This is a genomic window from Halorhabdus tiamatea SARL4B, assembly GCF_000470655.1.
GTDB classification, from domain to species: Archaea; Halobacteriota; Halobacteria; order Halobacteriales; family Haloarculaceae; genus Halorhabdus; species Halorhabdus tiamatea.
This window is the reverse complement of record NC_021921.1, coordinates 2,314,397-2,335,842: the sequence shown is the minus strand read 5'-3', so window position 1 is coordinate 2,335,842 and position 21,446 is coordinate 2,314,397. Positions and strand designations below refer to the sequence as shown.

At 65.3% G+C, this 21,446-nt stretch carries 21 protein-coding genes; 2 read left to right on the top strand and 19 right to left on the bottom strand.

The window, feature by feature from the left end; translation table 11 throughout:
* Position 1: 1 nt before the first annotated feature.
* From HTIA_RS11505 to gap, 8 genes are all read right to left on the bottom strand, one after another.
* Positions 2-649 carry an HVO_0476 family zinc finger protein gene (locus HTIA_RS11505; protein WP_008523552.1) on the bottom strand — a complete coding sequence of 216 codons (648 nt, stop codon included), beginning with the start codon at positions 647-649 and terminating at the stop codon, positions 2-4.
* A 94-nt stretch (positions 650-743) separates the two neighbouring features.
* Positions 744-1,697, bottom strand: coding sequence for an aminopeptidase (locus tag HTIA_RS11500; RefSeq protein WP_021029548.1), 954 nt, complete (start codon positions 1,695-1,697; stop codon positions 744-746).
* A gap of 60 nt (positions 1,698-1,757) precedes the next feature.
* The gene (locus HTIA_RS11495; protein WP_008523554.1) at positions 1,758-2,249 is read right to left on the bottom strand and encodes a metallophosphoesterase; all 492 of its coding nucleotides are present in this window, start codon (positions 2,247-2,249) and stop codon (positions 1,758-1,760) included.
* A 74-nt stretch (positions 2,250-2,323) separates the two neighbouring features.
* Positions 2,324-2,833: a DUF3368 domain-containing protein gene (locus tag HTIA_RS11490; RefSeq protein WP_008523555.1), complete on the bottom strand. Its 510-nt coding sequence runs from the start codon at positions 2,831-2,833 to the stop codon at positions 2,324-2,326.
* A gap of 1 nt (position 2,834) precedes the next feature.
* Complete coding sequence (locus HTIA_RS11485) at positions 2,835-3,125, bottom strand: UPF0175 family protein (protein ID WP_008523556.1); 291 nt, start codon at positions 3,123-3,125, stop codon at positions 2,835-2,837.
* Between the two features lie 80 nt (positions 3,126-3,205).
* Positions 3,206-5,788 (bottom strand): efflux RND transporter permease subunit, encoded by a 2,583-nt coding sequence (locus tag HTIA_RS11480; RefSeq protein WP_008523557.1) that lies wholly within the window; start codon positions 5,786-5,788, stop codon positions 3,206-3,208.
* A gap of 278 nt (positions 5,789-6,066) precedes the next feature.
* Positions 6,067-7,290, bottom strand: coding sequence for a phosphoglycerate kinase (locus HTIA_RS11475; RefSeq protein ID WP_008523558.1), 1,224 nt, complete (start codon positions 7,288-7,290; stop codon positions 6,067-6,069).
* A gap of 66 nt (positions 7,291-7,356) precedes the next feature.
* The gene (gap, locus tag HTIA_RS11470; RefSeq protein WP_008523559.1) at positions 7,357-8,367 is read right to left on the bottom strand and encodes a type I glyceraldehyde-3-phosphate dehydrogenase; all 1,011 of its coding nucleotides are present in this window, start codon (positions 8,365-8,367) and stop codon (positions 7,357-7,359) included.
* 225 nt (positions 8,368-8,592) lie between these two features.
* Between gap and HTIA_RS11465 the strand changes: the two genes are divergently transcribed.
* Positions 8,593-8,991, top strand: coding sequence for an Hsp20/alpha crystallin family protein (locus HTIA_RS11465; RefSeq protein WP_008523560.1), 399 nt, complete (start codon positions 8,593-8,595; stop codon positions 8,989-8,991).
* Positions 8,992-9,063: 72 nt separating this feature from the next.
* Here the strand turns inward: HTIA_RS11465 and HTIA_RS16875 are convergent, their stop codons facing one another.
* The 3 genes from HTIA_RS16875 to HTIA_RS11455 all read right to left on the bottom strand — a co-directional run bounded on the left by HTIA_RS16875 (position 9,064) and on the right by HTIA_RS11455 (position 10,834).
* Positions 9,064-9,201 carry a hypothetical protein gene (locus tag HTIA_RS16875; RefSeq protein ID WP_008523562.1) on the bottom strand — a complete coding sequence of 46 codons (138 nt, stop codon included), beginning with the start codon at positions 9,199-9,201 and terminating at the stop codon, positions 9,064-9,066.
* Positions 9,202-9,390: 189 nt separating this feature from the next.
* Positions 9,391-10,260, bottom strand: coding sequence for an ATP-grasp domain-containing protein (locus HTIA_RS11460; RefSeq protein ID WP_008523563.1), 870 nt, complete (start codon positions 10,258-10,260; stop codon positions 9,391-9,393).
* Positions 10,261-10,303: 43 nt separating this feature from the next.
* Entirely contained in the window at positions 10,304-10,834 is a 531-nt protein-coding gene (locus HTIA_RS11455; RefSeq protein WP_008523565.1) for a 50S ribosomal protein L16, read from the bottom strand.
* 133 nt (positions 10,835-10,967) lie between these two features.
* Between HTIA_RS11455 and HTIA_RS11450 the strand changes: the two genes are divergently transcribed.
* Complete coding sequence (locus tag HTIA_RS11450) at positions 10,968-11,957, top strand: glutathione S-transferase family protein (protein WP_008523566.1); 990 nt, start codon at positions 10,968-10,970, stop codon at positions 11,955-11,957.
* Between the two features lie 102 nt (positions 11,958-12,059).
* On the opposite strand, the gene HTIA_RS11445 is transcribed toward HTIA_RS11450, so the two are convergent.
* The 8 genes from HTIA_RS11445 to HTIA_RS11410 form a co-directional block, all read right to left on the bottom strand.
* Positions 12,060-13,208, bottom strand: a complete 1,149-nt coding sequence (locus tag HTIA_RS11445; RefSeq protein ID WP_008523567.1) for a coiled-coil domain-containing protein — start codon at positions 13,206-13,208, stop codon at positions 12,060-12,062.
* A gap of 62 nt (positions 13,209-13,270) precedes the next feature.
* Entirely contained in the window at positions 13,271-14,098 is an 828-nt protein-coding gene (locus HTIA_RS11440) for an MBL fold metallo-hydrolase (protein WP_008523568.1), read from the bottom strand.
* Between the two features lie 455 nt (positions 14,099-14,553).
* A complete protein-coding gene (locus HTIA_RS11435) occupies positions 14,554-15,462 on the bottom strand; it encodes an ABC transporter ATP-binding protein (protein ID WP_008523569.1) in 909 nt (302 codons plus the stop codon).
* The gene (locus HTIA_RS11430; protein ID WP_008523570.1) at positions 15,462-16,616 is read right to left on the bottom strand and encodes a FecCD family ABC transporter permease; all 1,155 of its coding nucleotides are present in this window, start codon (positions 16,614-16,616) and stop codon (positions 15,462-15,464) included. Before HTIA_RS11430 ends, HTIA_RS11435 begins: the two co-directional genes overlap by 1 nt.
* A 2-nt stretch (positions 16,617-16,618) precedes the next feature.
* The gene (locus tag HTIA_RS11425) at positions 16,619-17,602 is read right to left on the bottom strand and encodes an NAD(P)/FAD-dependent oxidoreductase (protein ID WP_008523571.1); all 984 of its coding nucleotides are present in this window, start codon (positions 17,600-17,602) and stop codon (positions 16,619-16,621) included.
* 2 nt (positions 17,603-17,604) lie between these two features.
* Positions 17,605-18,906, bottom strand: coding sequence for an ABC transporter substrate-binding protein (locus HTIA_RS11420; protein WP_008523572.1), 1,302 nt, complete (start codon positions 18,904-18,906; stop codon positions 17,605-17,607).
* A gap of 1 nt (position 18,907) precedes the next feature.
* Positions 18,908-20,125, bottom strand: coding sequence for an ABC transporter substrate-binding protein (locus tag HTIA_RS11415; protein WP_008523573.1), 1,218 nt, complete (start codon positions 20,123-20,125; stop codon positions 18,908-18,910).
* 164 nt (positions 20,126-20,289) lie between these two features.
* Positions 20,290-21,414 (bottom strand): citrate/2-methylcitrate synthase, encoded by a 1,125-nt coding sequence (locus tag HTIA_RS11410; RefSeq protein ID WP_008523574.1) that lies wholly within the window; start codon positions 21,412-21,414, stop codon positions 20,290-20,292.
* Positions 21,415-21,446 lie beyond the last annotated feature (32 nt).

Here is a 21,446-nt window from a genome sequence, read left to right as displayed (position 1 = left end):
CTCACCACGCCGACCAGGCGTCGCTGGTCTCGTCGCGGAGATACAGCCGGTTGACGTCCTTCGCGAAGGCTTTGTCGCCCCCGTGATCGAGTTTCTCGTGTTGGTACCCGACGGCGTCGTCCCGGAGGTGGATCCCCTCGACGGTAAAGGAGAGGTCGCCGAGGTCGTCGGTCTGGCCGACGACGAACTCGTAGTCGCCGGGGACGTGCAACTGCTCGCTGCGAGTCTCGTCGCGGGCACCCGACTTGGGGTGGATCGTCGCGTTGACGCTCACGTTCCCGACCGCTCGCGTCCAGATCGTCTCGACGTCCTCGGTCTGTGCCTCCTCGACGCGTCCCTCGTCGAGTTCGAGACTCGTGATCCGGACGGTCATGATCGCCTCCTCGGTCTCTAAGAGGAACTCCTCGCCGACGGCCAGCGTCTCCTCGGCCGGCGGTTCGGTCGTCGCCTTGAAAGACTCGCCGTCCTGGGAGACGACGACGTCGCGCTGGACTGTCTGGGCCTCGGGAAGGGCGGTCTTGTGGACGTGATCGCACTCCGTACACCGGACCGTCGCCTGCCCGCCGTCCTTGAGCACCTCGTGGACCGTCTCTAAGTCCGGCGAGCACGCCGGACAGGGGAGCCCGACTCGCTGTGAAGATTCGCTCATACGTGGCGGTACTCGGCGCGAACGTAAAAGGTCGCCGTCAGCGTCCCAGGGTGACGGTCCCAGTCAGCGCGGTGCAGTGGCCGCCAGCGGTCCGCTACGGCGTCGGCAGGTCGATCTCCTCGCCGTCGGCGTAGACCGTCGGGTTCCGGAGGATGCCGTCTAAGTGGATCGGTGCGTCGGTGTCACCGCCGATGCCCGCGTCGTCACCGACCGCGAAGTGGACCGTGCCGCCGGCTTTCTCGTCGAGGAGAACCGATCCCACGAGTTCGGCGACGCCGACGTTCGTGCCGATGCCGAGTTCCGCGAGGTTGTAGGCGTCCCGGCCGACGTCCTCGGCCGCCTCCTCGACCTGCTCGCGAATCGTGTCGTCGTCGATGTCCGTCACGTAGCCGTCCTCGACCTCGAGTCGGATCGAATGGCCCGCATCGAGCAGGCCGTGGGGAGCCATCGTGCCCGTGACGACAATCGTCCCGTCGGCAGTCTCCGGACTCAGGAAGATCTCGCCAGCCGGGAGGTTCGATAGCTGGCCGGGTTCGTGGACGATCCCGGTGTCGAGTTGCCACTCCCGGTCGCCCGGCTGGAGCGTGATGTCGGTTCCTGCTGGGGACGTTACCCTGAGCGCTTCGGCGTTCTCGACAGCTTCGAGCAATCGCTCGCTCGCCTCGCGGATCTCCTCGTAATCGACGGCCAATCCGGTTTTGAAGACTTCCTCGGTGATTCCCGGTAACGTCGCCACCCGACTCCCTGCGTCAGTCGCGTCGGTCCGTGCCCGGGTGTGAGTCAGGCTCTTCGTCGTCGGCGCGAGCACGACGTCGGCGCTCGCCATCGCCGTCGCCACCGGTTCGGGTGGCTCCTCGCCGTGCTGGTCGCCAGGCGGGTACTGGATGATCATCGCCTCGTCGGTCGTCTCGCTCGCGACCGCATAGAGCGCCTCGCCGATCGGGCGGCGCTCGTCGTCGGTCACGATCAGACACGACTCCTCGCTATCGAGGGCCAAACACTGCGTCACTGCGGTCTCGGCCGGACCCCGTAGCTCTGAGTTACTCATGGACCCCGGTAGGACGGGGGGAAAATAGTGTGTTTCGTCCGCGGATCGTCCGGGCTGGAGTCAATCGAGTTCGAACGTCTCTATCTCCCCCGTCTCGGTGTCGATAACGACCGCAGCGGGCGGGGCCGGGGCCTGCGGGATCGGAACCCCGCCGGGGTTGAGTCGCACCGTCCCGTCTCGCTCCTCCCGGACTCGTTCGTGAGTGTGTCCGTGCAGGACGTAGTCGTAGGTGCCCGATTCGACGAGCGCGTCGACGATGGCGTCGCTGGTCCCGTGATAGACCGCAAAGTCAACCCCGTCGAAGGTCAACTCGCCCATCTCACCGAGGTAGGTGCCGAACTCCGCGACGGTGTCGGCCAGCGCCCACTCACCGTCGTTGTTGCCCCGGACGGCGTAGAAGTCGAAGTCCGCGTCGAAGGGCGTCGCCGAGAACGGGGCGACGATGTCGCCACAGTGGACGACCGCCGCGACGTCCTCGGTGGTGAACCGTTCGACTGCGCGCTCGATCACGTCGCGAGCGTCGTGGGTGTCCGCAATGACGCCGATTTTCATGGCGACTGGCGGTACGGAAGGGGTGGGGAAAACGGTTTGCGACCAGGATGCCCGCCGTCGACGCCGGACCGGGCTCAGGCGAAGTCCTCGATCCGCCGAAGGAGTTTCGCGTACAGATCCGGGGCGCAGTACCAGCCGGCATCGACCATCGCGTCGATGGTCTCGCGCGCCGCCTCCGCGGTGATCGCGCCTCGCTTGAGTGATCGAAGCACGAGATATGCCGTCCCGCGCGTCTCGATTCCCTCGGCGGCGGCCACGTCACGACCGTACTGTTCGTCCATGACGCCAGTCCCGTCCCGGGCCGCTGCCAGCGCGAGGACTGCGGCGTCCGCCTCGCTGAGACTGTCATTCGCTGCCAGGCGTTCGAAGGGCTCCGTTCGTTCCACCGTCGCGACAGTCAGTACGTCGTCCTCGACGGCGCGCTCGACGCGCCTGGCGTCGGCGTGACCCGCGTCGAGGCCGACCGTGACGACCTCGTCGTAGACGCGTTCTGGAACCAATCGATCGTCTTCGAACTCGGTGAGCATCCCGAGTCGATCGACAGTCGCGAGATAGATCAACGGCGTCGCATCGAAGACGTACATCTCAGAGAGAGTCGATATCGTCCGCGAGGTGATCGTCGGCGACCCAGGTCACGTCCCGTTCCTCGAGCAGACGGGTGAAGTCCCACACCGACATGTCCGCGAGTTCGGCCGCCCGCGAAAAGGAGATCTCACCGGCCTCGAATCGTTCGATCGCCCGATCGCGTCGCCAGTCTTCGAGCCCCTCCGCAAGAAGCTTCCGAACGGCCGTACTCCGGTCGAGGCGCTCCGCGTCGAGGTATGTCTCAAGTTCGTCCTCGAGATCGTCGGGGACCCGCGCCGAGATCGTTCCCATGGTGTTTACTTTGCACACGATGTATACAAATCTTCCGGGTGATTGTCTCGAAAAACGAGCGACAAAACGGACTGACGAACTCAGTCCGAACGCAGCCCGCCGGAGACCGCTCGTTCCCGGAGGACGAGCAGGCCGGGCAGCATCGTGACGACGGCGACGAACGCGAAGATGATTGCGAGCCCGGTCACGATACCGAATCGCTGCAGCGGCGGCGAGAGCGAAAACGCCAGGACGCCGAAGGCCGCGGCCGTCGTCGCCGCGCTGGCGAGCAAGGTTCCGCCGGTGCCGGTGATCGTCCGCCGGAGTGCGTCCGCGACGGTGTCGCGTTCCTCACGCTCGGCCATGAAGCGCTCGCCCGCGTGGATAGAGTAGTCGACGCCGAGTCCGATCGCGAGGCTGGTGATGACGGCCGTCTCGCTGTTGAACGAGATGTCGAGGGCCGCCATCGCGCCGAGCAGCCACGCGAGCGAAACCACGACGGGGGCGAGCACGAGCGCGCCGAGCGACCACGACCCATAGCGCAGGCCGAACAGCCCGGTGGCGAACACCAGGATGACCACCAGCGTCACTGCGAAGGCCTCGACCAGCGTCTCCAGCAGGGCGTCCTGAATCACCGCGGTTGAGACCGGCGAGCCCGTCGCGGCGGCGGTGATCCCAGTCGTCTCGGCTTCGATCCCCTCGGCGAACGTCCGCGTGTCGTCGGCGATGGTCTGGGCTGACTCACTGGAGCGAACCGACAGGACGATTCGTGCCGACGTGATCTCGCCGTCGGCCGACCGACTCAGGACCTGCGAGGCGGCCGCCTCGTCGGCGTCGAAGAGTGCGGTGTAGACGGCCTCGACGTCCTCGTCTGGCAAGCCGTCGCCGTTCGTGTCGGAGCGCTCGACCAGCGCCGCGAACGTCTCGTTGTCGCTCGCGGCCGATCGGATCGCCGTGTGAGGACCGTCGAGTGCCGCCCGGCCGTCCGGCCGGAGCTGGATCGAACTGTCTTCGGAGACGGACCCGGTCGCATCGTCGAGTGCCGACAGGAGTGACCCCTCGGCCAGCCCGTCCCCGCGTAGCAACACTTGTGACTGCCCGCCTTCCCCGCGAAGCTGGAAGTTGTCGCTGAGATACTGAAAGTCATCCGCGATGGTGTAGGTGTCGGGAGCGAGTGGTCCAGGAAGCGACTTGGCCCAGTCCGGCGCGTCAGTCGGCAGGAAGTCGGCCTCGTTGAACTCCGTGTCGATGGTCGTCGCGCCGTAGGCCCCCACAGTGCCGAGCAGGAGTGCGACGACGACGATCACCACCGGCGCGCGCATGGTGAGCGAGCCGAGCCGTTCCAGGATCGCGTTGGCGCTCCCGCCCCCGACGCCGAAGGCCGGTTTGGCCCGGCTCCGGCCGAGTCGATGCTCGACGAACGAATCGACTTCGATCTTGAGCGCCGGGAGGAAGACCCCGAAGGCGACGAAGGTGGCGAAGATCCCACCCGCGCTGAGTACCGCGAAGTCCCGGATCGCCGGCAGCGGACTGACGACGTTCGAGAGGAAGCCGACGCCAGTCGAGACAGTCGCCGCGCCCAGCGCCAGGACGACGCTGCCGAACCCGAGCGCCATCGCGGTCCGGATGGATCGATCGTCGACCCCACCGGACGCGGTCGATTCCTCCAGCGTTCCCGCACGCGCCTCCCGGTAGCGCATCACGACGTGCAGCGCGTAGTCGATACTCAACCCGATGAGCAGGAAGGGGACGGCGATCAGGATGACGTTCATCGGGATCGCGAGCCAGCCCATGAGTCCGGCGAGCCACGCCATCACGACGCCGATCCCGACGAACGCGAGCAAGATGTCGAGCACGTCGCGGTAGGTGATCCCCAGCACCAGGATGATGAGTGCGAGCGCGAACGGCGTGATGATCGTGAAGCTGTCGCCCGTCGCCCGCGTGGAGGCGTCGTCCTGGATACCCTGGCCGAAGACGAACGCGTCCGCGAATCGCTCCTCGACCATCCCGGCGATCTCGACCTGGGCGTCGTAGGCTGCCTGCGGGTCTTCGTCTGCGGAGCCGTCGCCGACCTGCGTGACGAAGGTCAGCCGGGCCTCGGCCCGCGTCTCACCCGGCTCGTAATCCCGGGACAGAAACGCGTAGGGATCACGTTCGGTCAGTGACGATCCCTCGGGATCGAGCACGCGGGCGAGCAACTGCTCGACCTGGGCGTCGCTCCGATCTTCGAGAGCCGTGATCTGTGCGGACAGCGACGGTGGCTCGGCGGGTGGTGGCCCACCGCCTTCGGTTGCGTCGGCGTAGACGGCGGCCGTCCCGACGACGTTCTCGATACCGACCAGGCCCGGCTCGGCGAGCGTTTCGCTGATCGAGTCGTCGTCTCGAATCGCCTGTTGCAATCGGAGCCCGGCGAGCAAGGAGTCTCTGGTGAGGACGTCCCCACCCTCGTCGCGAACGACGAGTTGTGCAGCGATCCCCTCACTGCCCCCGTAGTTCTCCCGGACGAATTCGGCGGCGTCGGTCTCCTCGGTGTCGACCTGGAACTCTCCGACGCCCGCGCTGTCCGTCTCGCCGACCGCCGCGCCAGCGGCGACGAGGACCGTCAGCGCCAGGACGGCGACGACGACGAGTTTGCTGTGCGACGTGATCCAGTCCGCATATCGGCGGGATATTGTGTCTGACATGAGTGGTCTGTGGCTGTCGATCCGAGTGGCCGGCGGGGATAGCGGTCCCGGAAAGCGGGGACTGCCCTGGCCGGGTCGCCGCGCCACGCGCTCGGGTCGTTGGAGGACGTTCGCGCCGTCGTCTTAAGTGTTTGTAGAATCCTACTATATTTCCCTCGACGTCGACTGGCAGTCTCTCGAAGAGGTATTCCAGAACGGACGGCGAACGCTACCGGTTCGGCAGATTGGGGCGAAAAAAAGCTCGCGTCGACGGAAACGGCGTCGGCGGCGTTCAGCGCTCAGTTCGCCTGCTCGATCAGCACTTCGGCGGCTTCGAGTTCCTGACCGGTGAGCGCGTTGAGGTACGCGCCGCCGGCGATCGAGATGTGATCGTAGTTGTCCTCGCTGAGCCCGTACATCGAGAGCGTCCGGGCGGTGTCGCCGCCGCCGACGACCGAGAAGCAGTCGGTGCGACCGATGGCCTCGATGAGTTCGACCGTCCCGTCGGCGAAGCGCTCGTCCTCGAAGACGCCGACCGCGCCCTTCACGAAGACGGCCTCGCTGTCCTCGATGATCGGGACGTACGACTCGATCGTGTCGTGACCGATGTCGAGGTAGCCCGTCTCCTTCTCCTCGATGTCCGCGAGCGCGATCTCGGCGCGCTCGTCCGCAGCGTCCTCGTAAGCGAAGTCAGTGGGGAGTTCGAACTCGTCGCGGCGGTTTTCGACGAGGTCTTCGAGGGTGTCCTTGGTCTCCTCCCACTGATCGTCGAGCAGGTCCATGTCGCCGACGTCCATCCCGACCGGGTAGCCCTCCGCGCGGAGGAACAGCTCGCCCGGCAGGCCGCCGATGAGGAACGTGTCGATGGCGTCGCCGAGGTTGTTGACGACGCTGATGACGTCCTCGCTCTTGTTGCCACCCAGGACCATCGTGACCTGCCCCTCAGTCTCGCGGGCGCGCTCGGCGACGCCGGTGTTGTACTCGTACTCGGCTTCCATCACGCGGCCCGCGTAGGCCGGGAGTTCTAAGGCGAACCCGACCGTCGAGGCGTGTGCGCGGTGGGCCGCCGAGTAGGCGTCGTTGACGAAGGCGTCGAAGTACGGCGACAGGGTCTGGACGAAGTCGCTCTTTGCGTGTTCTTCGGGAGCCTTCTCCGGGAGTTCGTCGTCGGCCATCCGGGTGTTCTCCAGGAGGAGGATCTCACCCGCGTCGAGGGCCTCGATGGCGTCGATGGCGTCGTCGCCGTAGATGTCCTCGACGAAGTTGATCGGTTTGCCGACGTACTCTTCGAGAATCTCGGCGTGCTGGTCGAGGGAAACGAAGTCGTCGCGGCCGGGCCGACCCTGGTGGGCCATCAGGACGACTTTGTTGTCCCGATCGGCGAGTTCGCGAACTGTTTCGGCGTAGCGGTCGAACCGGTGATTGTCCTGGACGACGCCGTCCTCGACCGGCGAGTTGAGGTCGACGCGGACCAGGACGCGCTGTCCATCTGCGAGGTCGTCGAGTGTGTTGAATGCAGCCATGGTTGGTGCGTGTTGTCTGCTGAAGAAATTGCGGCCCTGTACACGACGGCGGGGTGGATCCGGTGATCAGACGATGTCTTCGGCGAGACGCATCATCTGGGACGTGTAGCCCATCTCGTTGTCGTACCAGGCGAAGATCTTCGCGAGCTTGCCGCCCTGAACGGTCGAGGTCTTCTTGAGGTCGACGACGGAGCCGAACTGCTGACCCACGATGTCACGCGAGACGATCGGGTCGTCGGTGACGCCCATCGAGCCTTCGAGTTCGCCCGCGGCGTACTCCTCGAAGGCAGCGTTGATCTCATCGACGTCCGGGTCGCCGGGCAGGTCGACGACGATCTCGGTGATCGAACCGCTCGGGACCGGGACGCGGATCGCCATGGCCTCGAACTTGCCCTGCAGTTCGGGCAGGATCTGCGGGGTCGCGGTCGACGCGCCGGTCGTCGTCGGCACGATGTTCTCGGCGGCCGCGCGACCACGCCGAGTCTTGGACTTGGGGCCGTCGACGATGGCCTGGCTGCCCGTGTAGGCGTGGATCGTGGTCATCTCGGCGGCGTCGACGCCGAACTCCTCAAGCAGGACGTGCATCGGCGGCGAAACGCTGTTAGTCGTACACGAGGCGGCCGAGACGACGTCCTCGCCGTCGTACTCGTCGTCGTTGACGCCGTAGACGAACTGCGGAACGGGCTTGTCACCCTTCGGCGGCGCGGAGATCAGCGCTTTCTCTGCGCCGGCGTCGAGGTGCGCGCTGGCCTCGTCCTTCGTCCGGAAGATGCCCGTCGACTCGATCGCGACGTCGACATCGAGGTCGTCCCAGGGGAGTTCCTCGGGGCTCTGGACGTTCAGGAGGTCGATCTCGTTGCCGTCGACGACCAGACTGTCGCCGTCGAGATCGACGTCGTACGGCAGCGTGCCGAGCGCGCTGTCGTACTTCGTGAGATACTCCATCTTCTCGAAGTCCATCACGTCGTTGATCCCGACGATCTGGACGTCGTCGTTCTCCAGGGCTGCACGAAGGGTACAACGGCCGATACGACCGTAGCCGTTGATCCCGATTCGGACCGGATCGCTTGCACTCATAGTTAGTTAACTCCGATCGAAAGATGGGTCTGTATTGAGTAAATGTTTTTCGATATGCGGCTGTGAAAGACGAGACTCTCACGATTGTGTGTCGTGAAGGATGTATATACCACTATATTCCGCAAGGAATCTACGAACGTACAATCAGCGTCGAGAAAAACCGACGGCCCGGTCGATATTTCGGCTGTCAGAAGGCTTTTGACGCGGTCTCTCCTACCGTTTCGTATGCGACGAGACGATCGTGACGATCCGTTTGACGATTTCTTCACGGAGCTAGAGCGGATGATGAACGACATGATGAGTGGGGAGTTCGATATGCACGTCGAACGGCGGGAACCGGATGCCCCCGGTCGATCGAAGGACATCCACTTCGACGTCTACGAGGAGGACGAGCGTCTCCGCGTCGTCGCGGATCTCCCCGGCGTCGAGAAGGACGCGATCGACCTCAAGTGCGACGGCGAAGCACTCACCATCGACGCGACCGGTACCCAGCGGGAGTATCACGACCGCGTCGATCTGCCCGCTCGCGTCGACGAACACTCCGCCGACGCCAGCTACAACAACGGCATCCTCGAGGTCACCTTCGAGACCACGGGGAATTCGGCCGATATCGACCTCTCCTGAGGCAGCGAGCACTCTCCCGACCCACTTGACGATCGACTGTTTTCCGCGCGCGCAGTACGGGAATGGAATCACTCACTCGCGCCACTCGTAGCCACACGACCCACACTCGTAGTACCGCCAGTCCGTTCCGCCGGGCACTGCCTGCTGGTCGACTTTCGTTCGTTGCTCGCTTCCACACGCCGGGCACCGATGTAGCTGTAAGGCCGACATGGCACCACCACATTCTACGTATTTAATAATAATATTTTTGTACCAATATGTTACTTGTTGTTTATAATACCGTTATATCGAGCGGTGCCACGCTTCCGCCTTGCTTTGGTTGTTAATAACAACCATGGAAATATGGCCATTTTCATACCAAAATTGACAACTCACCCTCGCGTCGAGACGCCAGGAGACTCACCGGTGACCGTCTCGTCCGGCAACCCGCCGGATCGTCGCCGCCAGGCGATCCCAGAACCCGTCCGCGTAGTGCTCGGGGTCGATCGTCGGCCGCGCGTTGGTTTCGGTGACGACGATTCGACCCTCAGTCGCGAGTAGATCGACGCCGAGAAGGGGGATCTCCAGCACGTCGGCGACGCGCTCGGCGATTGCCCGGGATTCGTCGTCGAGTTCGACCGGTGTCGGCGTCCCTCCGTGGTGGACGTTGTGTTTCCAGCGGTCCGTATCGACTGCCTCGGGTAGCCGGCGCTCGACCGCGCCGATCACCGCGCCGTCGAGAACCATCACGCGATAATCGTGGGCGTCCGGAACGTACTCCTGGACGAGAAACGACTGGTCGTCGGCCGCCCGGTAGTCGTGGACCAGGTCGAGGTAGTCGGCGATCCCCAGAAACGAGTCCAGATCGTGTGCGAGCGTGACGCCGGCACCGCGCGAGGCGGAATTGGGTTTGACGAGGACTGGCGGGTCGAAGCGGTCGAACGCCGCGATCAAGTCCTCGCGTTCGACCGGGTCCGAGATCAGCACCGTCTCGGGGACCGAAACACCGGCGTCGGACAGTCGTTGCAGCGTCCCGGCCTTGTTCCGGGACCGAAGCACGGCGGCCCGGTCGTTGACCCACGGGACCGACAGTGCCGCGGCCGCGACGTCGCCCTCCATCAGCCGCGGTGGAAAGACGTACCCGACGTCGACGTCGGGAAACGAGACCCCGCCGATCGGGATCGTCCGTTCGGTGGTCTGTAGCGCAACGACGTCGATATCGCGCTCGGCGAGTGGCTCCCGAAGCCGGTCGTAGGACTCGGCCTGCGTTGCGACTGCGAGCCGGAGCATACGCTCACTCCGGAAGCGATCGGCAAAACAGTTCGGACCGGCCTCAGGCGATCAGCAACTCTTCGCCGCGCTCGACCTTGATCCGGCAGGGCGGGGTGATCTTGTTGTACGCGCGCCGGAAGGCTTCCTTGACGGCGTCGGCCTGGTCGACGTCACAGTAGGCGGTGAACAGTCGCTCGCCGGCCTGGACGCGGGCGGCGGTCCCGACGATCTTGCCGAAGGCCTGGCGCATGCCGTCCGAGACACGGTCGGCACCCGCGCCAGTCGCCTGTTTGTTCTCCCGGATGACCTGGTGGGGGAACTTCCGGAGAGTCATCGTGTAGTTGCCCTCGCCGAGTTCCTTGATGAGGTGGCGGTTGGCCGAGAGCCGGGAGGCCTCCATCGAGCCGTGGCGGAGCTGGACGGTCTCTTCGACGACAAGCGAGATCTGGACGGGGTAGTCCTCGGGATCGGCGTCGGTGTCGCCCATCTGGTGCTGTGCGATCTTCGAGCCGGGGATGCCCGTGATGTACTCGCGCCGGGTGTAGCTCGGCTTGTCGATGTCCCGGTACATCGAGGCAGGTTTCTCAGACATGAGTTCTCTTGGTCAAAGAGAGGGAAAGCGTTCAAATAAGGGCTTCGAAGCCCGGCGGCAGACTCACCCCAACGGCGGTAACATCGACGTCACTGCGACGTTTTTCCCTTCGTAGGCCCTACGGAAAGCTATCATGAACATGCTCGTCGACGGCGAGTGGCGGACCGACGCCTACCAGACCACCAACGAGGACGGCGCGTTCGAGCGCCAGACGACGGCGTTTCGGGATCGCATCGAGGACGATCCGGACGCACGGTTCCAGCCCGAGGCCGGCCGGTATCACCTCTACGTCTGCCGGGCCTGCCCGTGGGCCCACCGGACGCTGATCACGCGGAAACTGAAAGGGCTCGAAGACGCGATTACCGTCGACTACGTCGATCCCTACCGCGGCGAGGACGGCTGGCAGTTCACCCCCGAGAAGGACGGCTGTACCCCCGATACGGTCAACGGGAGTGACTACCTCCGGGAGATCTACGTCGAGGCCGACCCCGACATGACCGGGCGCGTGACGGTTCCTGTTCTCTGGGACCGAGAGGAGGAGACGATCGTCAACAACGAGTCCGCCGAGATCATGCGGATGCTCGACACCGAATTCGACGACCTCGCCGAGAACGACGTCGATCTCTACCCCGAGGGCTACCGTGAGGACGTCGATCGAATCATCGAGGCGATCTACGAACCGATCAACAACGGCGTCTACAAGGCCGGCTTTGCGGATTCCCAGGCGGCCTACGACCAGGCCGTCGACGAACTGTTCGACGCCCTCGAGCACTGGGATTCAGTGCTCGCCGACCAGCGCTATCTCGCCGGCGATCGCCTCACAGAGGCAGACATTGCGATGTTCACCACCCTCGTCCGTTTCGACGAGGTCTATCACACGCACTTCATGTGTAACCACCGGCTGATTCGGGAGTACGACAACCTCTGGCCGTACCTGCGTGAGGTATACCAACTCCCAGGTGTAGCTGAGACCGTGAACATGGACCACATCAAGGAACACTACTACACGACCCACCCCGACGTGAGCCCCAAGCGGATCGTCCCGACGGGGCCGGCCCCTGAATTCGGAGCGCCCCACGACCGGGCCGAACTCCCCGGCGACGCGCCCGCCGGCCTGCGGTGACGGCTTCGCCGAACTGGCGCTGAGTCGAGCGAGCGACGCTCGACGTGTCCCGGAAAAGTCACAACGGAGTGTATCAGAGATCGCAGGCGTCAAGTTGGCGCGTTATTCAGCGCCGCCGATGACCGAGGACAGCTGTTCGCGCCACTCTTTGAGTTCTTCGATCTCGCTTTCGACGTCGTCGAGGCGATCGGCCAGGTCGCCGTCCTCGCCGAGTTGCTCCGACATCGATTCGACTTCCTCCCGAAGACCGTCGAGTTCGTCGTCGAGGCTCTCGACCGTCCCTTCGATGGAATCGACGTCGCCGTCGAGTTCAGAGACGGTCTCAGCGTTCGAAGAGACCGTCTCCTCGACCGATTCGACGTTGCCGGACATCGAATCGAGTTCGCTCCGAACCCCGTCGAGTTCACCCTGGAATTCGTCGAGCCGGCCCTGGAACTCCTCGATGAGTTCCTCGCCCTGACCGTTCTCCGCCAAGAACTCCTCGAGTGCAGACGTGTAGGCGGCGAGGTCGCTCATCTCGCTCTGGAGGTGCTGGATTCGGGCGTCGACGGCGCTCCCGTCGGTGTCGCCCCCGCTCCCACCGAGATCCAACTCCTGTTTGAGAACCCTGAGCGCGGCGTCATCCACGGCGTCCTGGCGAATTTCGGCGGCGAGGGTCTTGGCGACGGAGCCGGGTTGGACCTGCCCCACGGCGTCGTCACCCTCGTCGCCGTCGGACGTCTCGCTATCGCCCGTCTCGCCGGAGTCGTTCGGGTCGGCGAGGTTGAGCGTCTCGATCTCCTCGTCGTCGGTGTCCTCGAGACCAGGGACGCTGTCACTGTCACCGGCGATGACGTCCCGAACCACGTCGCTGCTAGCATCGTCGACCAGATCCCCTTCGTCGTCGAGTGGCGGATCGACGGAGTCGATCTCCGGTTCGGTCAGGAACTTCTCGACGTCGTCGGTCCCGGTCGCGCGGATACCGTAGACGGTCGTGTACTCCGAGTCGGCGTCGATCTCGCGCTCGAAGATGATCGTCTGCCCGTCGATCGTCCAGTGCTCGCTCCCGTATTCAGGGTGAAAGCCCAGGTCTTCGACGGCAACGTCTTCTGGCACTTCGTCGGTGAGTTTGACCGTCACGGGTTCGATGCGTTGGGACTGGATGCGAAACGCGATCGCCGGCACCGGGAACTCGTCGGCCTCGAACTGTTTGACCACTGTGACCCCCTCGTCCGACACCGTCACTTCCTCGTACGCCTGCGTGTTGCTCATACTCATACGTGGGTCAACCATCCGTATTAAAGTTACTTCCGGAGTGACTGACGCGTGTCGGACTACAGATCGATTCGATCCCCGATTTCGACAACATCGAGCCGCTTCGGGTAGGGGAACGACCGGACGTGATGGTACAACGCTGTCGGATCGGCCGTCATCCCCTTCCACATGTCCCAGTGGCTCGGGACGAGCGCGTCGAGTTGGAGTTCGTTGGCCGCCTCGACGATCGTGTTCTCGTCGTTGTACCATCGCGTGCGCGTGGGTTCCTCGCCAATCGCCTCGGGGACCATGCCGACGCTGCCGAAGGCGAGGGCCCCCAGGTCGATGTCGTAGCGTTCGCCGACCGACTCGAAGGCACCTGGCCGGGCGTCACCGCCGTGAAAGAAGGTTCCCGCATCGTGTTCGACGACGTAGGAGACGGGCTGCTCGGCGTCGGGATCGTCGGCGTCCTCGACGTGGACCGTGAACTCACCGATCTCGACAGTGTCACCGATCCCGACCGCCGAAAGCTGGTCGCCAGTCACGTCCCACTCGTCGGTCCAGTTCTCCTCGTCGGCCACCGTGAGGCTCGCCTCTGGCGCGTAGAAATCAGCGCCGGTCGCTTCGAGGATCGGGGCCTGGCTCGGGCCGTGGACGTGATCGACGTGCTCGTGAGTCGCCAGGACAGCGTCGGCCGCCGCCACGTCGCGGGGATCGAAAGGGACGGGGATCATCCGAACGGTCCGCGGCGGGTCACCCGTCCCGAGGTACGGGTCGACGAACAGTGTCGTCCCTCCCTCGCCTTTCAGAACGAACCCGTTGCAGCCCAGATACCAGATCGCGACACCGTCCGGGGCCGACCCCTCGATGGCGGCCGGCAACCACTCGCCCCAGTCTGAAGAGACCATACGCCACCTTCGGCGCTTGCCGGAGTAAGCGTTGTGCCGCGGTCTACTCGTTCGAGATTGGGTACCTCCCTGAACGCGTCCCGACCCCATTTAAGTGCGTGAGAATATAAATGAGCGGCCGATATCCAGGGATTACGCACAAATAAGACGATTCGAGTTTTTCGCTACCGGTATTCGACACACCGGGGACAACATTTATAAGAACGTGGCGTATTTAAATAGATGGGTCATTGGACCTCGAAACGATATGCCGGGTCACCTAGCCGTTGTCCCGCGGGCGGAGACGGTCTGCCTGGATACGGGTCTCCCAGGGAACGCCGCGCACCGTGTACATCGTCGTCTGTCACGTGACCCGGCGTTCAGTCGGTCTGGTGACTCACAGTAACCCCCTACCCCCCAAACCCCCGATGGAGTCGTGGTCTCCACTAATCACCACCCCATACTTCTTCGAGACGTCATCCGTGATACGGGCGTACTGGCGTAATCTGGAGCCCTCGGTCGGTCGTCGCCACGGACGCGTCGACCGCGAAGACGTCCCTGAGGAGTGACTCGGTCAGCACCGCCTCGGGATCTCCGCTGGCCCGGACAGTCCCGTCTTTTAACGCGACCACGTGATCGGCGTACCGGGCGGCCTGCTCGATGTCGTGTAAGACGAGTCCGACCGTCACGTCGCTCTCGTCCCGGAGGCGTTCGACGATCTCCATGACTTCGAGTTGATGGTGCATATCGAGAAACGTCGTCGGTTCGTCGAGCAAGAGGACATCCGTATCCTGGGCGAGCACCATCGCGATCCAGACCAGTTGGCGCTGGCCGCCACTGAGGCTCCCGACCGAACGGTCGCGCAGGTGATCGACGCCGGCCAGTTCGATCGCCTCGTCGATCGCCTCACGGTCGGCGTCCGACAGCGAGTCGAAAAAGCCACGGTGGGGATACCGACCGTGACTGACCAGGTCCTCGACGGTGAGGCTGTTTGGCGCGACGTTCTCCTGGGAGAGCAACCCGAGCTTGCGGGCGAGTTCTCTCGTCTCGAGCGTGTGGACGTCTTCTCCATCCAGCAGGACCGTGCCCGCGTCGATGGCGAGCTGGTCGGCGAGCCCCTTCAACAGCGTGCTCTTGCCGCTGCCGTTCGGGCCGATCAATGCCGTCACTTCCCCCGGCGGAAGGCGAATCGTCACGCCGTCGATCACCGGCTCCTCGCTGCCAGGATACCCGACAACGACGTCCTCGCCGACGAATTCGCTGGCATCCGGCGATGGCTCGCCGTGACTGTTGCCGTCCTCGGTGACGTCGGCACTCTCGCCGGGAGTTCCCGAAGGAAGCTGTACCGTCTGGCTTCCGCCGTCCGTCTGCGGTGTGTCGCTCATCAGATTTCACCCATGGCTTCCTGTCTGCGCATCAGATAGAGGAAGTACGGTCCGCCGATCAACCCGGTTACGATGCCGACGGGGATCTGAGCCGGCAACGCGAGTCTGGCCCCGACGTCGGCAGCGACCATCAGCGCCGGCCCGGCGAACAGACACCCGACCATCAGCTTCCGGTAGTCGCTGCCGACGATGTTGCGGACCATGTGCGGGACGATCAACCCGACGAACCCGACGATGCCCGCCACGGCGATGCTTGCGGCCGCTGCGAGGACGGCCACCCCCGAGAGCGCGAATCTGACACGCTCGACGCGCATGCCGAGCGAACTCGCCGTGCGCTCCCCGAGCAAGAGGACGTTCAGCTGCCGCGCGGCGAGCACCGCCAGCGCGAGGGCGATCACCGACCACGGCAGGACCATGCGGACCTGCTCCCAGTCGGTGCCGGTCAGCGAGCCGGTGATCCAGGCGATGGCCGACTGGACGACCCCCAGATCGTCGGCGAAGAAGAACATGGCCCGCTGGAGGCTGCCGAAGACCGTGCTCACGATCACGCCCGCGAGCACCAGTCGGACCGGCGAGGTCCCGTTCTTCCAGGCGATGGCGTAGACGATCACGAACGCGAGGACGCCCCCGACCGCGGCGAACACCGGCAACAGCATCGACGTGCTGACGTGCAATTCGGCGACGGCCAGCGGGACGACGATCGTCGTAGCCGGGATCGCGACGAGCGTGAGCAGGATTGCGAGCCCGGCCCCCGAGGAGACCCCGAGGATGAACGGGCTGGCGAGTTCGTTGCGCGTCACGGCCTGGAAAATCGCCCCCGAGACGGCGAGGTTCATCCCGACGAAGACGGCGACGATCACCCGCGGGATGCGCATGTTCCAGACGATCAGGCTCTGATTCGACAGTTCGGGCAACTCGCCGCCGAGCAGGAACCCCTGCCAGGCCTGGAGACTGAACAGGACGTTCGGGTCGAAGACCGCCGCCCACGCCTCCCCCCACGTCATCGCGAAGTCGCCGTATCGAATCTGGACGAAGCCGGCGACCAGCACCACGATCACGCTGGCCAGACAGAGCGTGACCAGCGAGGTATCGACCCGGGAGAGCCGGCCCAGGCGCGCAGCGATCCGGTCGCGCGTCGTCGGTTCGCCCGCCATGGTCAGGTGTCCACCTCCACGGTGTCCCGGTCGGCCGCGATCTCGGTGGCGCGTTCGAGGACGAGGTCCTCGTCGAGATGCTCGAGCAACCGGCGCTGGCCACGCTCGGCCGTCGCTTCGATCTCGCCGGGGGATCGATAGGCTGCGAGCCGACGGTCGATCTCCCGCTCGCGGAGTTCGACGTAGCGGCGTCGGTCACCGTCGCGATCAGCGGGCCATCGCTCGGCGAACACCTCCCGCCACGTCTCGCGTTCGCCCCACTCCTCAGCGCGCCTCTCTTCGGGACGGACCCAGTCGTAGTGGGGGGCGAGGGCGGGCGGGTACCCCTGATCGCGGCGGACGGCCTCGACGACCGCGATCCCGACGCGTGCGCCCCGGCCGGCGGCCACGATCGCCTGGCGATCCGCCGCCTTCGAGGGCGAGGCGACGAAGAGACCGTCGACGGGCGTCCCGCCGTCACGATCCGGAAATGAACGATCGAGTCTGGTCCGGCCATCGTCCCCGTCGGGCGTCTGGAAGGCGTCCACTTCGAGGACAGGCTGGAGATACGCCCCGCCGTAGCGCGTCGCCGCAATGACCCGGTCGGCGGTGTGGGTGTTTCCAGCCGCCGTCTCGACGAGGAATCCGGAACCCTCCGGGCGCTGATCGACCCGTTCGTCGTCCGGGCGATCGACCCGTTCGACCAGTTCCGGGACGACGTCACAGCCGGCTTCGGCGGCGTGATCCTCGAAAAGTGCCGACAGCGTTTCCACACCGATTCCGGCGGGGAATCCGGGGTAGTTCTCGACGACGGCACACTGCCCGAGCGACGACTGCCCGCGGTCGAGGACGAGGGTGTCCAGTCCGTACCGGGCCGTGAACACGCCGGCCGAACAACCGGCCGGGCCGCTGCCAACGACGATCACGTCGTGGTCGGTGGTCGCCGCGCCGCCCTGCCCGTCGCGTTCGGCGCTCGTCGTGTGACTCGATGCCTCGTTCTCGGTCATCGTTACCTGTCCCCGGTGATCGTCTCGGCGACCCGCCGGTGGTCGAACAGCTGTTCGTCGGCCGAGAGGTCCGGGTACGGCCCGGACTCGTAGCCCGGCCACGCGCCGAAGGCCTCGGGGTAGAGTTGCTTCGCGCCCATCTCGAGCTGGAAGAGGTTCAACAGGGGACCCTGATGTCGCCCGCCCTGAGCGTAGATCCGGCCGTTCTCGACCGCCGAGACCGAACCCGCGACGGGATCGTCCGCGAGGGCCTCCCGGATCGCGGGCATGTCGTGGGTGTCGACGATACCGCCGAGGATCACGAGGACGTCCGGATCGGCCTCGAGTAGTTCCTCGTAGTCGATCTGGGTGCCACTGGTGACACCGTCGTCGTCGGCAAAGGCGTCGACCGCGCCCAGCGGCCGGGTGTGGGCGGCGTGATACCCCGGCCCGTTCACGTCGTAGACCCACATCGTGTCGTCGCTCGTCGAGGGGAGGACCATCGTGACCGTCGGGCGCTCAGATTCCGGCGGGAGCCCCTCCCGGATCGTCGAGACCAGCGCCTCGTGCTCGGCGCGCAGGGCCTCGTAGCGCTCCCGTTCCCGGAGGACCGCGGCGACGTACCCGAAGGTCTCCCAGAGCGTGTAATACTCGTAGTCCTGGGCGTAGGCTTCGGGCGGCTGGCCGTGTTCGGCGCTGAACTTGTTGCCGAACCACGGCGCGACGCGGTCGCTGATCTCCTCGACGTCGTCGGGCTCCCACTTGCCCATCGTGGTCACGTGAGCGGGATCGGCGAGGTGGACCTCGCTCTCTAAGTCGTAGAGTTTCTCGGGACTCGGGTTCCAGGAGTCGAAACAGTCGCGCCAGTCGACGGAGACGCCATCGAGTGGCGCGGTGATGGCGTCCATCAGCGAGTTCGTGTACTCGACGGCGTAGACGGCGTTGACATCGTCGCCCCGACCGAGGGCCAGCGCCATCTCCGCGTAGGGGCTCATGATCGTGAAGATGTCTTCGGGCGTCTCCTCGAAGGTCACCTCGCCCATCGGTGCCATCGAGACAGAATATGCACCGGCGGCGTCGCCGTCCTCCGGTTCGGTTTGCGTCTGGGCCTCGTCAGTCGGCGTTGTCTCGGTCGGCGTGGCGGTCGCCGTCGGATCCACTGCGTTATCGGTCGCCGTGGGGGTGCTCTCCGGCGGCGTCTCGGTGCCGTCCCCGCCGCCCAGACAGCCGGCCAGGCCGCCACCGAGCAGCGCCGTGCCGCTCGCGAGCCAGGCCCGCCTGGTCAGCCCGGCGTCCCCGTCCGTCGGAGATTGCTCGTCGGCCATCTCAGAACGCCCCGTTGACGACGTTCGCGACGCGTTCGCGGTCGAACAGCACCCCGTCGACGCCGTACAGCTCGTCGGCGAGCCGTTCGGTCACGACGAGGTTCGTGATTGGGCCCTGGTAGAGCGGTCCCGCGCGGTAGACGTCGCCGTTCTCGACGGCGGTCAGCTGACTTGCGACCGGGTGTTCCGCCATGAAGGAGACGACGGAATCCCGGAACTTGTCGCGGGATTTGGCCTCCTGGCCTCGTAGCAGGAGGACCTCGGGATCGACCGACAGCAGGGTTTCGAAGTCGATCGCCCCCCGGGAGGTGTGAAAGTCCTTGACGTCCGCGCTCGCGAGTGCGTCCCTGACACCGAGGTCACGCAGGTGCTTGAAGCTCGTTCCCTCGTCGATCACATACGGGTAGAACTCCTCGGGTTCGTCGCCGCCGGCCCAGAGGACCGCGCCGGCAGGCCGTTCGCCGAGTCCGGGGACGACGGGTGCGAGGGCGGCCTGGAAGTCGTCGTGGATCGCCTCGAAGGCCTCGAAGCGCTCGCGCTCGTCGAAGACGGCCGCGAGTTTCTCGAATGCCTCCATGAGCGTATAATAGCGGTAGTCGTCGTGCCAGGGGTAGCTTCGAGAGAAGCTGCTGTTGGCGAAGAAGGGGCCGACCTCCCGTTCGATCTCCGCGACGTCGTCGTCCGTCCACCGAAAGCGGTTCGTGATGAAGTTCGGATCGATCACGTGGACGTCGGCGTCGATCGCGAAGAAGCGCTCCTTGCTCACGCCGTCCTGTGACAGGCGCTCGATCCCGGACGTATCGACCGAGACACCGGGAATCTCGTCGTAATAGTGGGTGTGATACCGACTCGGCAACCAGACGCCCGCCGGCGGTTCCTGGCCGAGCGCGATCCCCATGTCGGCCCAGCTGCCGTTGTTGGCGACCCAGGTCTCGGGGACCGCCTCGAAGGTGACGTCGCCGACCGGAACCATCGACACTGAATACGACGTCTCTCGTGGAGTGTCGGTTTCAGTTGTCGACTCCGTCGTCGGCCCTTCGGTCGTCGATGCGGTTTCTGTCGCTGTGTCCGTCGTTGACGTGGTACCGCCTGACCCAGACGGTGTCTCCTCCCCGTTTCCGAGACAACCAGCGAACAATCCACTCCCGAGGAGTGCACTGCCGTACGTGAGATACTCGCGACGCGTCGGCGTTTCATCGCTCCGTGATTCGCGACCCATAGGGATTAGGCTAGCCTAAATAATTAAGTGCGTTACGATTTTAGGACGACCTAAACAGCAGTACGGAGGACAGATCTGTGGGAACAGTGACGAGTCCAGGGGCGAGAGAGCGGCTGGGGGTGGAGGCGGGCGGCGTCGCAACTTCGCCAGCGAGGGTGGCGGTGCTATCGCTTCTCGAGGGGCGTCCACTGGCGGTCGTGCTCGCCGACGAACGAGCTTCGCGGCCGGATCAGCCGGTTGTCCTCGAGTTGTTCGAGACAGTGGGCGCTCCAGCCGGCGACCCGCGAGATCGCGAACGTCGGCGTGAACAGCTCGGGCGGGATCCCGACGCCGTGGAGCAGGACGGCGGTGTAGAACTCGACGTTCGTCTCCAGGTCGAGGTCGGGGCGATGCTCTGCGAGCAGGTCGGTCGCGATCGACTCGATTTCCGTTGCCGCCGCGAAGAAATCGTCGTCACCGTCGTAGAAGGCCGCCGCGGCGTCCTCAAGCACCGCCGCGCGTGGATCGCGCGCGCCGTAGACCCGATGGCCAAAGCCCATCAGTCGCTCGCCGGCCTCGAGACGACCCTCGAGTTCGGCGCGAGCGTCCTCGGCGTCCATCAACTCCTCCAGCATCACAAGGACGAGGTCCGGCGCGCCGCCGTGGAGATCACCGCGGAGCGCGCCGATCGCGCCGGTGATCGCCGAGACGAGTTCCGACTCCGTCGAGACGATCGTCCGGGCGGTAAACGTCGAGGCATTGAGGCCGTGATCGACGACGGTAGTCAGGTACGTCTCCAGGCCCGCGACCTGTGCCGCGGTCGGTTCCTCACCGGTCAACATGTAGAGGTAGTTCGCGGCGTGCGAGAGGTCGAGGCGGGGGTCGATCGGCTCCTCGCCCTGAAGCACACGCCAGTAGGTCGCCGTGATCGTGGGGAGACGGGCGATGAGCCGGAGGGCATCGGCCTCGGGGTCGTTGGGCTCGACGGCGGTCGCGGTCGCCGCACCCATCCGGAGGGCGGCCATCGGGCCGGCCCCGCGTTCGGCCGCCTCGACGACGGCGTTGTAGCAGGGTTCGGGCAGCGTGCGATACGAGCAGAGTTCGTCTTCGAAGTCGGCGAGTTCCTCGGCGTCCGGCAGGCGGTCGTGCAGTAGCAGGAACACCGTCTCGGGATAGGTGGCATTCGCCGCGAGTTCTCCGACGGGATAGCCCGCGATCCAGAGTTCGCCGGCCTCGCCGTCGATGTCGCTCAGCCGCGTCTCGGTGACCGTCACGTCCGCGAGTCCAGGGTGGATCTCCTCGTCACTCATTGCTCACCTCTACTGGCCCGGGGGGTAAAACT

Excerpts from the sequence above, each read along its gene's own strand:
- HTIA_RS11505 (WP_008523552.1), bottom strand. The coding sequence starts at position 649 with ATGAGCGAATCTTCACAGCGAGTCGGGCTCCCCTGTCCGGCGTGCTCG.
- HTIA_RS11500 (WP_021029548.1), bottom strand. The coding sequence starts at position 1,697 with ATGAGTAACTCAGAGCTACGGGGTCCGGCCGAGACCGCAGTGACGCAG.
- HTIA_RS11495 (WP_008523554.1), bottom strand. The coding sequence starts at position 2,249 with ATGAAAATCGGCGTCATTGCGGACACCCACGACGCTCGCGACGTGATC.
- HTIA_RS11490 (WP_008523555.1), bottom strand. The coding sequence starts at position 2,833 with ATGTACGTCTTCGATGCGACGCCGTTGATCTATCTCGCGACTGTCGAT.
- HTIA_RS11485 (WP_008523556.1), bottom strand. The coding sequence starts at position 3,125 with ATGGGAACGATCTCGGCGCGGGTCCCCGACGATCTCGAGGACGAACTT.
- HTIA_RS11480 (WP_008523557.1), bottom strand. The coding sequence starts at position 5,788 with ATGTCAGACACAATATCCCGCCGATATGCGGACTGGATCACGTCGCAC.
- HTIA_RS11475 (WP_008523558.1), bottom strand. The coding sequence starts at position 7,290 with ATGGCTGCATTCAACACACTCGACGACCTCGCAGATGGACAGCGCGTC.
- gap (WP_008523559.1), bottom strand. The coding sequence starts at position 8,367 with ATGAGTGCAAGCGATCCGGTCCGAATCGGGATCAACGGCTACGGTCGT.
- HTIA_RS11465 (WP_008523560.1), top strand. The coding sequence starts at position 8,593 with ATGCGACGAGACGATCGTGACGATCCGTTTGACGATTTCTTCACGGAG.
- HTIA_RS16875 (WP_008523562.1), bottom strand. The coding sequence starts at position 9,201 with ATGTCGGCCTTACAGCTACATCGGTGCCCGGCGTGTGGAAGCGAGCAA.
- HTIA_RS11460 (WP_008523563.1), bottom strand. The coding sequence starts at position 10,260 with ATGCTCCGGCTCGCAGTCGCAACGCAGGCCGAGTCCTACGACCGGCTT.
- HTIA_RS11455 (WP_008523565.1), bottom strand. The coding sequence starts at position 10,834 with ATGTCTGAGAAACCTGCCTCGATGTACCGGGACATCGACAAGCCGAGC.
- HTIA_RS11450 (WP_008523566.1), top strand. The coding sequence starts at position 10,968 with ATGAACATGCTCGTCGACGGCGAGTGGCGGACCGACGCCTACCAGACC.
- HTIA_RS11445 (WP_008523567.1), bottom strand. The coding sequence starts at position 13,208 with ATGAGCAACACGCAGGCGTACGAGGAAGTGACGGTGTCGGACGAGGGG.
- HTIA_RS11440 (WP_008523568.1), bottom strand. The coding sequence starts at position 14,098 with ATGGTCTCTTCAGACTGGGGCGAGTGGTTGCCGGCCGCCATCGAGGGG.
- HTIA_RS11435 (WP_008523569.1), bottom strand. The coding sequence starts at position 15,462 with ATGAGCGACACACCGCAGACGGACGGCGGAAGCCAGACGGTACAGCTT.
- HTIA_RS11430 (WP_008523570.1), bottom strand. The coding sequence starts at position 16,616 with ATGGCGGGCGAACCGACGACGCGCGACCGGATCGCTGCGCGCCTGGGC.
- HTIA_RS11425 (WP_008523571.1), bottom strand. The coding sequence starts at position 17,602 with ATGACCGAGAACGAGGCATCGAGTCACACGACGAGCGCCGAACGCGAC.
- HTIA_RS11420 (WP_008523572.1), bottom strand. The coding sequence starts at position 18,906 with ATGGCCGACGAGCAATCTCCGACGGACGGGGACGCCGGGCTGACCAGG.
- HTIA_RS11415 (WP_008523573.1), bottom strand. The coding sequence starts at position 20,125 with ATGGGTCGCGAATCACGGAGCGATGAAACGCCGACGCGTCGCGAGTAT.
- HTIA_RS11410 (WP_008523574.1), bottom strand. The coding sequence starts at position 21,414 with ATGAGTGACGAGGAGATCCACCCTGGACTCGCGGACGTGACGGTCACC.